10 protein-coding genes are annotated in these 13,807 nt (G+C 39.9%); 9 read left to right on the top strand and 1 reads right to left on the bottom strand.

Translation table 11 applies throughout. The features are described from left to right. From G1O98_RS31035 to G1O98_RS31025, 3 genes are all read left to right on the top strand, one after another. A partial coding sequence (locus G1O98_RS31035) for a hypothetical protein (protein ID WP_163936420.1) occupies positions 1-396 on the top strand: 396 nt, incomplete at its 5' end. Next, positions 389-1,636: a hypothetical protein gene (locus G1O98_RS31030; protein ID WP_163936417.1), complete on the top strand. Its 1,248-nt coding sequence runs from the start codon at positions 389-391 to the stop codon at positions 1,634-1,636. The genes G1O98_RS31035 and G1O98_RS31030, both read left to right, overlap by 8 nt. Before the next feature lie 25 nt (positions 1,637-1,661). Beyond that, the gene (locus G1O98_RS31025; RefSeq protein WP_163936414.1) at positions 1,662-2,450 is read left to right on the top strand and encodes a restriction endonuclease; all 789 of its coding nucleotides are present in this window, start codon (positions 1,662-1,664) and stop codon (positions 2,448-2,450) included. A gap of 48 nt (positions 2,451-2,498) precedes the next feature. Here G1O98_RS31025 and mobF read toward each other — a convergent pair whose 3' ends face one another. Beyond that, a complete protein-coding gene (gene mobF / locus G1O98_RS31020; RefSeq protein WP_163936411.1) occupies positions 2,499-8,936 on the bottom strand; it encodes a MobF family relaxase in 6,438 nt (2,145 codons plus the stop codon). 749 nt (positions 8,937-9,685) lie between these two features. Between mobF and G1O98_RS31015 the strand changes: the two genes are divergently transcribed. The 6 genes from G1O98_RS31015 to G1O98_RS30990 all read left to right on the top strand — a co-directional run bounded on the left by G1O98_RS31015 (position 9,686) and on the right by G1O98_RS30990 (position 13,636). Then, complete coding sequence (locus G1O98_RS31015) at positions 9,686-10,777, top strand: ParM/StbA family protein (RefSeq protein ID WP_243458598.1); 1,092 nt, start codon at positions 9,686-9,688, stop codon at positions 10,775-10,777. A gap of 76 nt (positions 10,778-10,853) precedes the next feature. Next, entirely contained in the window at positions 10,854-11,288 is a 435-nt protein-coding gene (locus tag G1O98_RS31010; protein ID WP_163936408.1) for a hypothetical protein, read from the top strand. A gap of 106 nt (positions 11,289-11,394) precedes the next feature. Further along, positions 11,395-12,246: a hypothetical protein gene (locus G1O98_RS31005; RefSeq protein WP_163936405.1), complete on the top strand. Its 852-nt coding sequence runs from the start codon at positions 11,395-11,397 to the stop codon at positions 12,244-12,246. After that, entirely contained in the window at positions 12,162-12,680 is a 519-nt protein-coding gene (locus tag G1O98_RS31000; RefSeq protein WP_163936402.1) for a hypothetical protein, read from the top strand. Before G1O98_RS31005 ends, G1O98_RS31000 begins: the two co-directional genes overlap by 85 nt. 357 nt (positions 12,681-13,037) lie before the next feature. Continuing rightward, the gene (locus G1O98_RS30995; protein ID WP_163936399.1) at positions 13,038-13,283 is read left to right on the top strand and encodes a hypothetical protein; all 246 of its coding nucleotides are present in this window, start codon (positions 13,038-13,040) and stop codon (positions 13,281-13,283) included. Then, entirely contained in the window at positions 13,277-13,636 is a 360-nt protein-coding gene (locus tag G1O98_RS30990) for a tetratricopeptide repeat protein (RefSeq protein ID WP_163936396.1), read from the top strand. Before G1O98_RS30995 ends, G1O98_RS30990 begins: the two co-directional genes overlap by 7 nt. The last annotated feature ends 171 nt before the right edge of the window (positions 13,637-13,807 follow it).

Here is a 13,807-nt window from a genome sequence, read left to right as displayed (position 1 = left end):
CCGTTCTCTGATTATGACAGAAAACAAATTGCTAAACTCCCTCCTGATATAGCAGCCCTAGCAGATAAATATCCAAGTGAGATTTTAAACACTGCTGATAGTTGGGATAACTTGCCTTTTGATGCTAACTATCTTCCTGAGTGTATTGAAGTCTATAGTGGCGATGCAGATGATGCCAATATTTTTGTATTAAATGGTGTGATGAAAGATTATGTCCCAGCTCTTGCCGAAAAAAATACATCATCGATAACAGTGATGATTGATGGAGAATTTGCTTACATTGAAATTGAAGGTAGACAGGTTCTTAATAAACTCGGTGGGATAGTTTTGCCAGAAGTAGCGATTAATCCTGAACTGTTAATTCAGTCAATTCTCAAAGGTGAAAATAATGATTGATGATGGTGAAGCTAAAGAGATTAAGCGAGATTATCTAGAAATTTTAGAATCTCTCCTCAAACTCATCCATGCGAAGGCTAAAGAAAAAGGATTAGATCCCAGCAAGGATGTTCATATTTACTCTAGCTCTAGCAAAGTTTATCAAGGAACATTGGGAGAATCCCCCTCTAAAAACTTATTAACACCAACGATAGTAGAGAACTTAAAAAAAGCTCTGTCTGACCCGAAAAATTCTCAAGGTGCAATTTCTATTAAAATTGGTAATGAAAAAGTATTCCATATTAAAAATGGAGAAGTACTGACTGATAAATTAGGTTTAGCTCCGGCATCACAGAAAAATAAAGTTGTAAGTAATGAGCGAATCTACAGTGTAGAAGCTTTAGGAAAACAAGTGCAAGTATTGCAGAAAAAACTAAGCGAACAACAAAAACTTGTAAATAGTATCAAATCAGAACAGCTTTCACCCGAATCTTTATCACAATTAGCTGCTCAAGTTGCCGAAATGGGCAAGTCTTTAGAAAAGCAACAACAGTTGATTGAAAACACCCAAAAAGCATTGTCCCAGGTAAATGAACGGTTTTTACCACAAGTTCAAAATACGGTTCTTCAAAACTGGGTTGGGTCAGTTGAACGTCAGGTAAAGAAAACGGCTAAAAATGTATTTGAGCGAGTTTTGGATGCTCTGACACCGGAAGTCACGAAGCTTAGAAAAGAAATTGCACAGATGAAAGCTTACATAGAGCAACAAGTTACTAACCGACTAGATGAAGTCAGAGAAAACACAAATAACGTCAGGGATGAACTCAATCTACAAGTTGGTAACTTAACTCAAGAATTACGTACACAAGTAGATGACGTTAAAAACACTGTCGAGCAAAGCCTTATGGGTGTCAAGTCAGCCATTGACAATACTCGAACTGAACTACGGGCTGCTGTCGATGATATCAAAGGTCAGGCAATTGAGCAAAGTGTCAAAGCGCTACTGAATATTTTGGGCAAAGATAACTCTGATGGTTCTAAAAGTTTTAAAAGTAGAAGTTTTGATTTTGAACGCCTTGGCGATAATGTAATCGTTCGTGCCAAAAACGGCGAGCCTGTTCTCACTGATGGAGTTTTATCACCTAACGTAAGTGACCAACAGTTACAGGCACTTGATAAGGTTCAATCTGTTGTTGATATGCATCATCAAATTCAGCAGGATTCTCAACAAGAATCACAATTTAGAAATATGCATAGGTAAGCCATGATCAAAGGGGAGTGTAAAAATGATACTAATCCTAATCATTGGTTTGTTGTTTGCACTGGGTGGAATAATTTTTCTAGCTTGGCTGTTTGTATTATTTCCACCTTCAATGCCAAAGTCAAAGTATCGCTCCCAAGGTTTGAAGCAATCGCTATTACCACCTAAGAGTACAAAATCGTCTGACATTTCATCTCAAAATTTTGTACGACAAAGCCCAGCACCAACGCAAAAGACTCTCTTCGCTAAAAATTTTAAGAAGCAATTACTACCAAGCCCAGAGCGAACACCAAGGGTTAGATTACCTAAAAAGCTTAAGAAACACTTGAATAATATTGAGTACGCTAGTCAAGTATTACTTGAGCTTCGTAGCAGAACTCAATTAGCCAAATTCCCAGTAGTAATCGCTACGCTACGCAGGATATCGCCTTACGTTTTTGAAGAATTGGTACTCACTTGTTGCTTTGAACAGGGCTGGCAAATCCAACGCAACTTTCGGTACACCGGTGACGGCGGGATAGATGGTCGCGTGTTGATTTTGGGAAAGCTTTATGTAATCCAGGTTAAGCGTTACGCTGATTACATTAGCCCAGAACACATCAAAGATTTCCTGTGCTGTATCGAAGGAGAAGGAGCTAGTGGTGGATTCTTCGTGCATACTGGCATAACTGGACAGTTATCAAAACAATTGATTCGTCGCTCCGATAAAATAATCTTAGTGAGCGGTCAGAAACTAGTAAATTTTGTCTTAGGTAAGCAGTTAAAAATAGTGGGAATAACAATACCAATTAAAACAGTGAACAGTTATCAGTGAACAACTAACCTATGAATGAGTTAATGGAAATATCTGATAACTGATAAGTTAGCGCCGAAACCGGATTTGCTCCCCGTTATCATCTGATTGTTGAGGGTTTATTTTCAATCTCTTCAGAATCGATGGTTTGTCATCTCTAATCAGTTGCCTAACGATGTTCATTTTCTCCTCAAAAGTCAAAGCTAAAGCATCAGTTGTAACACTCGTAAATAACTCGCTGACCTTTGCTCCTGTTACCTTTTCACCTTTGACATATTTTCCTACTTCCATAACTACTTCTGCCAATCTTTCAATATCTAAACCGTGAATTATTTGTTTAATGTGTGATTTAACTGACTCTTTTAATAACTCAGTTTCTACTTCTATTGAGAGGGATTGAACGTTTCCTTGAGAATGATTTTGATGATGTCCCCATTTTTCAGTCAAGTCAAGTATCTTTTGTAAAGCAGTAGTAAATTCGGTATAAGTTTGAGATTGGCTCACCCCTAGAAATTTTTTCAGTTTTGAGAGCGCTGATACAGTCTCATAACTTGCAACAGTTTCTTGAGCAACGTAGTCAGAAATAGCATTAAGAGCTAAGTGTTCTGAAGTTCGAGTTTTTTGGGTCAAATACCCTACGAATTCATTGTCCAGTAGTTGCTGAAACTGGTTGAATGTGGTTTTTCCTACTTTTAGCTGCTGGCTGAATTGAGAAAGTTGTTTTATTAGTTGTGGTAAGGTTTCAGTAATGATGGACTCAACTAATGACTGTTCTATACTTTGAGCAATTGATAAGATAGTTCTTTGTGAATCAAGTCGTTGTTCAATTTGAGTAATAGCTGCTTCTAAGCCGTGGAATCTAGTTTTTCCTCCTTTTAGCTGCTGGTGATATTGAGAGAATTGTTTTATTAGTTGCGGTAAAGTTTCGGTGAGGGTAGACTCAACAGCCGAGTATTCGATATTTTCAATAATTGGATCTACAGTTTTTTGTGAATCAAGCCGTTGTTCAATTTGAGTAATAGCTACTCCTAAGCCCTCAAAGGTGGTTCTTCCCTTATGTTGCTGGCAAGTTTTAGAAAGTTGTTCTATTAGTTGTGGTAACGTTTCAGTAATAATGGATTCAACTAATGACTGTTCTATATTTTGAGCAATTGCGTCTACAGTCCTTTGTGAAGAAAGATATTGTATTTCATGCTCAATTCTTGTAGATATTTTATCAAATGCGGGTTTAAGAGTTTTTTGCTGTTGGCAAGTTTTAGAAAGTTGTTCTATTAACCGTGGCAAAGTTTCAGCTAGGGCAGACTCAACTAATGACTGTTCTATGTTTTCAAGAACTGATAAGACAGTTTTTTTTGTTGAAAGGTGCTGCTCAAATTGAGAAATTGCTGTTTCTAGGTCGTCGAATTTAGTTATTCTTCCTGAGATATGCTGGTGATGTTGAGAGAGTTGCTCTATTAGTTGTGGTAACGTTTCACTTAAAGCAGACTCTACAGCCAACTGTTCAATATCCTCAGCAATTATATCGATAGTTTTTTGTAAATCAAGGCGTTGTGATAATGGCTCAATTGCTGTAAATATTTTATCGAATGTGGCAATACCTTTTTTTAGCTGCTGTCTCAAAGGAGAAAATTGTTTTATTAGTTGCGGTAATGTGACAGTGAGGGCAGAGGAGACAGCCGAGTATTCAACATTTTGAGTAATTGCGTCTATAGCTCTTTGTGATGAAAGTCGTTGCTCAATTTGAGTAATGACTGCTTCTAAATCGTCAAATCTACTTCTGACTCCTTTTTGCTGCTGTCTCAAGGGAGAGAGTTGTTTTATTAACAGTGGTAAAGCTTCAGTGAGGGCAGAGGAGACAGCCAAGTATTCAATATTTTCAGCAATTGCCCAAACAGTTTTTTGTGAACTTGAAAGTTCTGACTGTTGAGCAATAGCTGTTTTGTGAGCTAATTGCTGACTGACTTGAGAGAGTTGCTCTAGCAATTGTGGCAACAAAGTTATTAGGGTGGACTCAACTACTGACTGTTCAATAAAGTCAGAGATTACATCCACTGTTCTTTTTGATGAAATTTGTTGCTCAATTGAAGCAATCACTGCTCCAAAGTCATCTAATCTGGTTCTAGCTCCTCTTAGGTGCTGCTGATACCCGTACAGTTGTTCTGTTAATTGTGGTAACGTTTCAACCAAGGCATCATCAACTATTGACTGTTGAATATTCTCAGTAATTGCGTTTAAGAGTTGTTCGGTAGTTGGTCGTTTGGCGTTTCCATTTTGTTCAAAACTGACATAACTTGCTGCGCCGTCAATAATTGCTGAATCTTCTGGGTTAACTTGTCTTGAGAAGTTCGTTGCTCGTTGACCTCGAAGCCAATCATCTGTAGAGCTTGGGTTAATTCTTGTACTAATGGCTCTAAGTTCGAGGACTTCTTGGCATTCAATGTCTCGGCTAACTGCTGTAAGAAGTCGCTCAACCTCTGTTGCTGGGCTACCTCTAAGCTCTGAATTTTTTCGGTGAGTTGAGAGTTCTTGATTTCTAACTGCTCGAAATTCTTGTTCAGTTTCCCGTGAGAGGTTAATAATTCCTCTATCTTCTCGGTTAATAACTGTATCTGGGTTGGGTTGTTGTTGGTTGTCATGGGTTTGTCCTATTGGTTGATTTGGTGAGGTTTGTTGTAAAGAACTTTCTTTAAGCTGAAGTTTGGGTGGTTCTATTGCAGCAACTTTTGAGTGTTGATTGTGCTGTTGCCAGTCCCTTAACTTCATTGCTTCATGGCTCAATTTTTCGTAAGCCAGTGGCCCACTTGCGACTATGAAATCGTCAACACCTTTAGAAGGCCCTGGCAAGCTGACGACCTTGACCCTAGCTCCAAGCTTCTGCAACAATCTTCCAGTTACGGAAATATCCCTCTCAATATTGAGCTTCGTTTTAGGCTTGGTTTCATAGTCAAAGCAGAATTTGATTTCTCGAGAAGGTGTGGCAAAAATTGCTAACTCTTCATGCAGGTAAGACTTGCCAATTTTCTTGCCAAACTCATCTTTGGGAGTTCGGTATCCCGCCGAAATCCCAGGTAGCCCAATGGCAGCATGACCCTGACTCAACAGACTGGCTGCTTTTTTAGCGCCTTCTGCTAGAGCACACGGGATATTATGTTTCCAGACACAGTACCAAAATCCTGACTGGCGATCGCTATCACTGGGATTCACCTTGTGTTTGGAGTAAATGCGTTCGGCAATATCGTCAGGGACATTAAGCAGGAAGATGCTTAATTCAACCTTGGGAGGATGCTCATATTTGATGAATTTCCCTTCAATTATTTGCCCAGACTCATCTTTTTTGGGTCTTGGTTGATTTGGCTTGTAGCATCCCCATCGTTTAAGAGTTGGTTTATCACCTGGGGTTAAATCAGCAAATGTTCGCGCATCAACTCCAGCATCACACCACCATCCTCCAGCATCAAGATGAGAATATGTTCTGATTAATCCCTCCGTTAACCTCCCGGTATTTGTACGATTAAGTTTTTCACTAACCATGAGTCTTTCCCAAGACTCATGCTCACCACCTGCATAGTTGAATTGAAGACTTTCAAAATTTTTTGCCGCAATATCAGGATGGATAGCGCTATCTTCAAACTCTTGCCAGTGCTTTGGTTCAAGAAAATTGGGAATGTCTTTACTTTGATGTGGTGTCCAAAATGCTTCTGTTGGGGCAGCAGATTTCAGTACTGGCTTGGAGAAAACCGATTCAACAGTATTATAGTTTGGTGTCTCTTTCAAGACGGGCAAGACTTTCGGTACTTTTATTGATGAATCATGGCTTGTTGTCCGGCTAGATGCGACTGATTTCACAATTGGCTGGACATTTGGAGTAGATACTGTCGTCTCTTGTTTTAGTACTGGCTTCTCAAAAGGGGCACTTATATTTATAGTTATTGCTTGGTGCTGCTCAATCGTCGATTTCTGAATTTGTTTTCGTAGCAATTCCAAAGCATTATCTTTGGCTTTCGACTGTTGCGCTAACTCTACCAATCGCGTTGGATCTTCGGTGTAAATTTTTAATTCATGCCTTGCACGGCTGGCAGCAACATAAAAACTTTCCTGTCCAATAGTGAAATCTGCCGAAATTAACACCCGATCCGCAGTTTTCCCCTGACTACTATATGTTGTACTCACAAGGGCATAGTCTAAGTTTTGCGCCTGTGCCAAACTAATGGATTCAGTATGCTCATCAGCATATTTAATCTGGACTATGTTCAGGTCGATCCCTGTTACAGTAAATTCCTGTCCGTTACGTCGTCCCAATTGCCGATCGTTTTTCTTCCATTGCAAGCGATCGCCCACAGCAATTTCAATCTGGTGCCTCTGGTAAACTGCCTTGTCAAATGCTGTATCTACTTCTAAATGCTGTCCATCATCACTTCTTAGTGTCAACTTGTCAGTAGTTCGACCTACCACTTCATATAATTTGCCTTTAGAAAGCCCCCGGCGTTTGTAATCCCGTGTGGGCATGATCACATCACCAATTTCAAAGTTATGGGCAAACCGCATCTGTACTTTTGTCAGATTTTTGGTTTGCAATTGGGTGATGGTTGCAGTTTCTCCCAAAGTCCCTTCACCCTTGAGCTTGTCTCGAATCGCTTGGGTAAGGGCAAGTCTTTCTGTATTTGTTCCAGCTAACACAAGAGTTTTGAGTCGTTGCTCTGGTGTCCCTACTATATAATCATTGGCGATCTGCTCTATTTTGGAAAAACTATCTACTTGAAGTATGGAACCGTTGGCTTCTAGTCGTTCAAATCCTGCTTCAATCCTGCCATCAGCAATCAAATCTACTGCTAATTTTAGCTGCGGGTTTTTCTGACGCAACGATTCATTGAGGTGTGCGGTTTTAATTCCTGCCTGTTGCAACGATTTGAAGGGATTACCGGCTTCTACTGCTGACAACTGCCGAGTGTCACCAACTAAAATTACCCTAGCTTGAAGTAAGGTTGCTCTTTGTAAAAGTGCATGAGCATCCTTTGCACTGAGTAAACCCGCTTCGTCCACAACCCAGATTTGATTTGGTTCAATTTCTTTTGGTTCAGTCACAAGTAATCTAGCAACAGTAAGAGACTGAATTTCTAACTCTTCGCTCAAAACCTTAGCAGCAGAGGAACTGGGGGCAAAGCCTTTGATGGTATATCCGGCATTAAAAGCGATCGCCTTCAACTCTTTGAGGGCAAAAGTCTTGCCAGCGCCAGCTACCCCCTGCCATGCAATGAACTGGTCAGATGTTGTTGCAGCTAATTCTACTGCTTGGCGCTGTCCGGTATTTAGTAAGGTGTTCTCTAAGTGGCTTTCGACTACTTCTCTTTGGGAAATGGAGCAAAATTTATATTGACCCTGCTGCATTAAGTCAATCGTTGCCAGTTCCCGTCGCACTGCTGTCATCGTCGTAAATTGGTCAGTCAATCCTGGTAAAGCGATTAACTCCTGATGCTCTCTAATCAGGGCTGCTGTTGCTGCTATATCCGTAGCTAAACGTTCTTCTAGGATAAATTTTTCTAAATCCTCTTGTCTAAAGGCGACATTTCTCTCACTGCAATGTGCGATCGCTAAATCCAAAACCTCTGCCAAACTTTTCTCATTGGCTGGTATATCCTGCCTTGTAAAAGAAGGCTTAACAAACCTAATCCCTAACGCCGCAGCTTCTGACTTCCAGAATGCAAGTAACTCTGATTCTGGTAGTTTTTGCTTGCGCTGGCGGGTATCATCCCAAATTTTTTCACGTTCTGCCCAAGTAGAATTAGGGCCCGATGAAGCGATGATTTGTTGTCGTCGCTTAGAAAATGTTTCTAAATCCTGTTCCTTAAACCCTTTGATATCAAATTGCCCATATTTAAGGGGTTCTATTTCATACCCTAGTTTCTGCACCTCACGCGCCAGATAACTTTGATACGCCATTCCCAAGAATTTCTTGTTGGCGAATATCTCATTATTGCCCAGGCTCAACCATCTACCATCTGGGGTTTGGGTCATGTTCATCAGCAAACAATGGGTGTGCAGATGTGGGTCTAAATCCCGACTTTCGATGTGATCGAACTGCGCGACGACCAAGTTACCAGTCTTAACTCTATGTCTCTTGTTATCGTCTGTCACTCTGGTATAGGCGTAACGCTGCTCTATCAGTTGCAGGACTTCTTTCAATGCCTGATGGTGAGCATCAATCAAACGAGTATCCCCACCTACCAATGCCATCAAGCTTACACTTTTGGGCGCAGAAAATGTACAGTCTAATGCGGCTCTGCGTTCTCCTTTCCCCTTTTCTTTGACTACTCTGGCATTCAATACCTCACGACCATCAGGCGTAAGCCCCTCAATGATATTTTTAAAAGCGTCTTCGTCATCGACTGCCCCTGACAACCCCAACTTTTTAGCACCTTGACCATTCCAAAGCGACTTTCCTTGGTGATAGTAATTCTTGATGAAGTAGTTCACCGCCATCTCACTTGAGACGTTAGCCGCTGTTAGCATGGCTCACCTCTGTTATGGGGTTTACAAAAGTTAATCCTTGTTCTATTCCATCTGTTAGTGCGGCCTACTCTCGTCAAGAAATTCTGATTATTTTCTCTTATTGCAAGATAATCACCCTTGCAATAAGTATTGAAGTCAAAATCAATCCCCGTCATCAAACTTTGTAGTGCTTGATGACGAATGAAAAGTTTTTCGTGAGACTTTGACCAAAACAAAATTTTATTTCCCAAACTCTCCTGTCATTTAATATAGCAAAAAATCGAGCATTCTTTCCGCCAAATAGGGCGTACTGTGCGTCAGAAAAAGATGGATTGTATGGCTTGTGGTTCTTGAAGCTAATTACTAGATAATTGGGATAATCCTTGAGAAAATTGGGAAGTATTAGGAAGTACTAGGAAGTCTTGGGAAGTCTTAGGAATTGTTGGAAAATATTAAGCTAATGAGAATTTGGGGGCTAGATGATGTTGAATAGTTGAAAAGGTAAGAAATGAATTAGAGATTTGGGAGATATTGTTTAGATATTGGGAGATGTTGAATGTAATTGGTGAAAATTGGGAATTGAGAGATTTTGTGGAGATTTTCTATCAGATGCACGAATTTATGATTTGTCAAAGAGTATTGCCAAAACTGTAATCTTTCTTCGTAAATGTGGAAAAAATCACGGTTTGGGCGGTTTATTTTGAGAGTAATTATCAATTAGATAGACAAAAAAAGGGTCAAAAACAGGGAGAATTTTTCTTGTGGATTTAATGTTGAGTCTTGATCCGGGAACTTCAATGACGAAGATGGTTTATCGTGTTCTCTCGGAGATTTCGTACAAGTCAGAATTGCTGTGTATGGAACCAGAGTTAATTAAGATTTCCAAAGATTCGTTGGATTTATATGAGTCTGGGCAAATGAATAGGCCCAATCCAGAGAATGAAGCATGGATAGAGTACAACGAAGAATATTATGCGGTTGGGTTTTTGGCCCAAAAGTATTTTGAAGCGCGAATCAATTTTTTAGAACTCAAGTATGAGAACGCGATTCCAAAAACTTTGGCAGCAGTGGGGGCAATAGCGATTAGAGATTCTTTGAAGGCAAACTTTGATTTATCATTGGGACTGCTATTGCCTTATGGGGAGTGGGAAGATAGAGAGAGATTGGAGAGGGGTTTAACTAAGGCACTGTCTAGCTTTAGCTTTCGAGGGAAACAATTTTGTATAAATCTGATTAACTTTCAGTGCTTGCCCGAAGGTGGGGGACTGATATTGACTCGAAGTAAAAAACTTGGCACAGATTTCAATAAAATGAACATTGCTGTGGTGATGCTGGGTTTTCGGGATATATCAGCCGTAATCTTTGAGCGGGGTATCTCAACTGGAAAGACGGAAGGATTGGGCTTGGCGTGGATGCTGGAGAGAATCAAAAGCCGAACATCAGGGCAAAACTTACATGATCTGTTAAAGGCTGTTCATCTATCAGGCCCGACATTGAAACCGAGATACTGCAAACCTTTGGCTCGGAGCAAGAAATCTGATTTTCAGGTTGAGGAGATAGCACAAATTATTGAAGTGGCTGACTTATCTCGTAAAGAATACTGGGAAAAGGTATCCACTTGGCTCAAAATTAATATTCCTGCCCATATTGAGCAAGTCATTATTGGTGGTGGAACGTCGGAATATTTAGGTTCGGAGTTGAAAAATTTGTTTACTCATACCGACATTTCATGGGCAGCAGAATTATCTGAGGATGTGCGTTTAGCTTTTAACCTGCCGATTAAAAAAGATGCCTTGTGCTTGCGTTTCACTGATGTATATGGATTGTTTCGTTACCAACACGCTACATTTCGTAATTCGTAATGACGCTCCTGCGTCGCTACCGCTACGCTAACGTAATTCGTAATAGTAATTTGCTTGTGAAGAGAGGAATATTAGAATGTTTTCAGATGTTGAGTTTCGCTTACGAAGTAGAGTTAAGGCTGATAGTTCCGAAGCCGTGGTAATTAAGTATCTAAACTCTAGAAATACTCTTTATCCTGCTAAAGATATGGCGATGATTGCTATCAGCAGCTATTGGCTTCCTTTAGCTTATCAAGCTGTGAATCAATCAGTGGATTTAGAGCCACACATTCGTGCTTGTCTTTACCGCCTTCAACTCCACTCTTCATATTTGATGGGACTGCTGGGAGAAATCCCGCCTCAAGGAACGCCGATGATTGCAGTAGCCTCTAATCAATCACAGCCACTACAACTAATACAATCATCACCATTACCAATATCCAGGACTTCAGTCAAAGAACCATTACAAATAGCCAGAACTCCTGTACCAGAAGAATCGGAGTCGGGAACTGACTGGTTAAATCCTTTTTAGGACTGACCATTTTTTGAATTGATTTGACGCATTGCTCCTTTCTGAGCATCTTTTTCAGTGAACGCAAATATGTCGTTTCAAGCTTTTTAAATAGTAATTCATGATTATGTATCAACCACAAGAACTTTTTAACAACCTCTCACCATCAGAAATTAGCCGGACTTTACGCTTGAGTGGGATACCTGAAAAAGAGTTATATACCGAGAATGATGCAGACAGGTTTCGTGAATGTCGCACCTTAATTGAGCAGGGTAGAAATGATGAGGAAGTAATGGCTCTATTATCTCCAATTGTTGACAATGCACTGTCAGAAACTCAGGGCAATTCCTCGTCGTCAACGAAGAATGGAGGGAAAAAACAAGGAAAAAAAGCCCAATTACCATTAGATATCACTGAATTACTAGTTATTGCTCGTGAAAGAGGCTATAAAATCGCACTTTCTCAGGCTTTAATAATTCTCCAAGTCTGCGGACTATCTGAGCAAGATGAGTATAGCTCGGATGAGTGCGAACACTTTCTTGAAACCTACAAATCAATAACAGAGCAAAACAAATCCTTTGAAGAAGTTGCAGCCAGCTTAACAACTCTAGGTAAAAGCGAAAATTCTCAACAATTAAAATTAGATGCAGTGATTGAGAATGTTAGTGAAAAAGCTGTAGCGGCAAGAGAAGATTTATCTAGCTTGATTGATAAAATTACTGCTGCTCAGGCTGAAGAAGCCCCAGAGTTAGTTCAATCACTTTACCTGAAAAATGTCGCATTGAAATTGCAACAGAGCGATTCGGAAAACAATCTGTTTGCTCAATTAGAAGAAAGAATCATGGCTCGAATCGCCGAAAAAAAGCAACAGAGGGCACAGTTATCTGGAGTGACTTGGGAGACGACACCCTTACCATCTTCTTCGCCCACGCCGATGCTGTCGCCCAACGCATTAGAGAATGGAACGAATACCGATTAAAACAAGAAATTGCAGCCAAAGAACGCACTATTGATATTCAAGTCGAAAAAGCCTCCGATGCTAAAGCCAATAAATTAGCTGCTCACAAGCTGGAAAAAATACAGGCATGGAACGAAGCACAACTAGAACGTCAAAAACTTCGTCAAAAACGCTTTGAACAGTTCAAAGGACTTGTTTTTTGGCTCGGTGGTTGGGTCGCTTCTGGCCGCTCTGGTATTTTCTTTTTTGGCTCTGCCATGTTAGCTTCTGCGACTTTTGCAGGAGTAACAATCATTAATCTGCCAACAAATCTTTCCTGTCCTGATCCCAAAAGTCCCTGTTATCTGGTATATCAAATGCGATTTAACAATAAAAGTGTGATTCTTCCACAACAGACCAAGGATATTATTGCTGAGTATGAACGTAATAAGAATAAACCTAAACGGCGCAGATAATTAATTTATTAGAAGAGAAAATACTGTTAATTCTCCTCTAAGCAATTTTTTTAGTCAGGTATAAGTCATTCCCTACAAGCTTTTGAAGCCATTGGATATCTGTATTTTTAGTCAGGTTTTCAAGTATGTTTTGTATTGCTCTGAGTTGCATTCCAGAAAGTCTAGATAGTCCTCAGCAGCGAAAGCGATTGATGCTTTTATCAAAGAGCTATGTGACAAGTAAACCTTAATATCCAGTAGCGGATTAGTTTTATCCAGGAGCAAGAGACGTTAGAAACTTATCAACAGGCGATTGCAATCTATGAAACTGCCCTCAAGTTTACTCCTAATGATTTTAAGACTCTTAGGCACTTGGGCATGGCTCTAGAAAAATTATCCCAGCTACACTGGTGTCTTGACCACCATAAATATGCAATCGATACCTTAAAGCAAGCGATAGCCACTTATAAAACTGCGTTTGAGCAAACTCCCAATGATGACCTGAATATCAGTTATTTGGGGATGCTCGTAGAAAGATTAGCACAGCAACAGTTTAGCCAGAAACAATACACAGAACATTCGCTACCTACCAACAGGCTGTTACTACTTACGATAGTGTGCTAAAGTTTGCTCCAAATGACTATTGTAGTCATGCACTTAAAGCTGGTGTATTCAATACAATAGCTGATTCACACTCTTATTTGTCACAATATAGACAGGCGCTTGATAATTATCAGCAAGCAAGCGCAAGCTATGATATTTCACTATTGCTCAAACCCATCAAGCCTATTGAATTTGATAAGGCTCGAACATTGCAAAAAATAGGTAATTGTCTTCAACAATTATCTAGCAACCAAGAAGCACTTGGGTATTACCAAGCGGCAATGGAGATATTCAAACGCATTTTACCTCCCAATGATAAACAGATCAATTTTGTAGAACAAGAAATGCAAAAAGTCTTAGCAGAATTAAATTGATTAATTCAATCATGCGGGGAGCAGTTTTCTTACCATCTGATGTATTTTGTCCTTCCTCATTACACTAATTTTCGGGATGTAATATAGTATTTATCTTGCGGGGGGACAAAATGGTTTAGAATGCTTATATTGCAAAGAGTGTAGCAATTTGTGGTAAAAGAAAAAGAGCCT

It is taken from the genome of Nostoc sp. UIC 10630, assembly GCF_010747425.1.
Taxonomy (GTDB): Bacteria; Cyanobacteriota; Cyanobacteriia; order Cyanobacteriales; family Nostocaceae; genus Nostoc.
The sequence above is the reverse complement of the archived record's forward strand: the minus strand, read 5'-3'. Positions and strand labels throughout refer to the sequence as shown.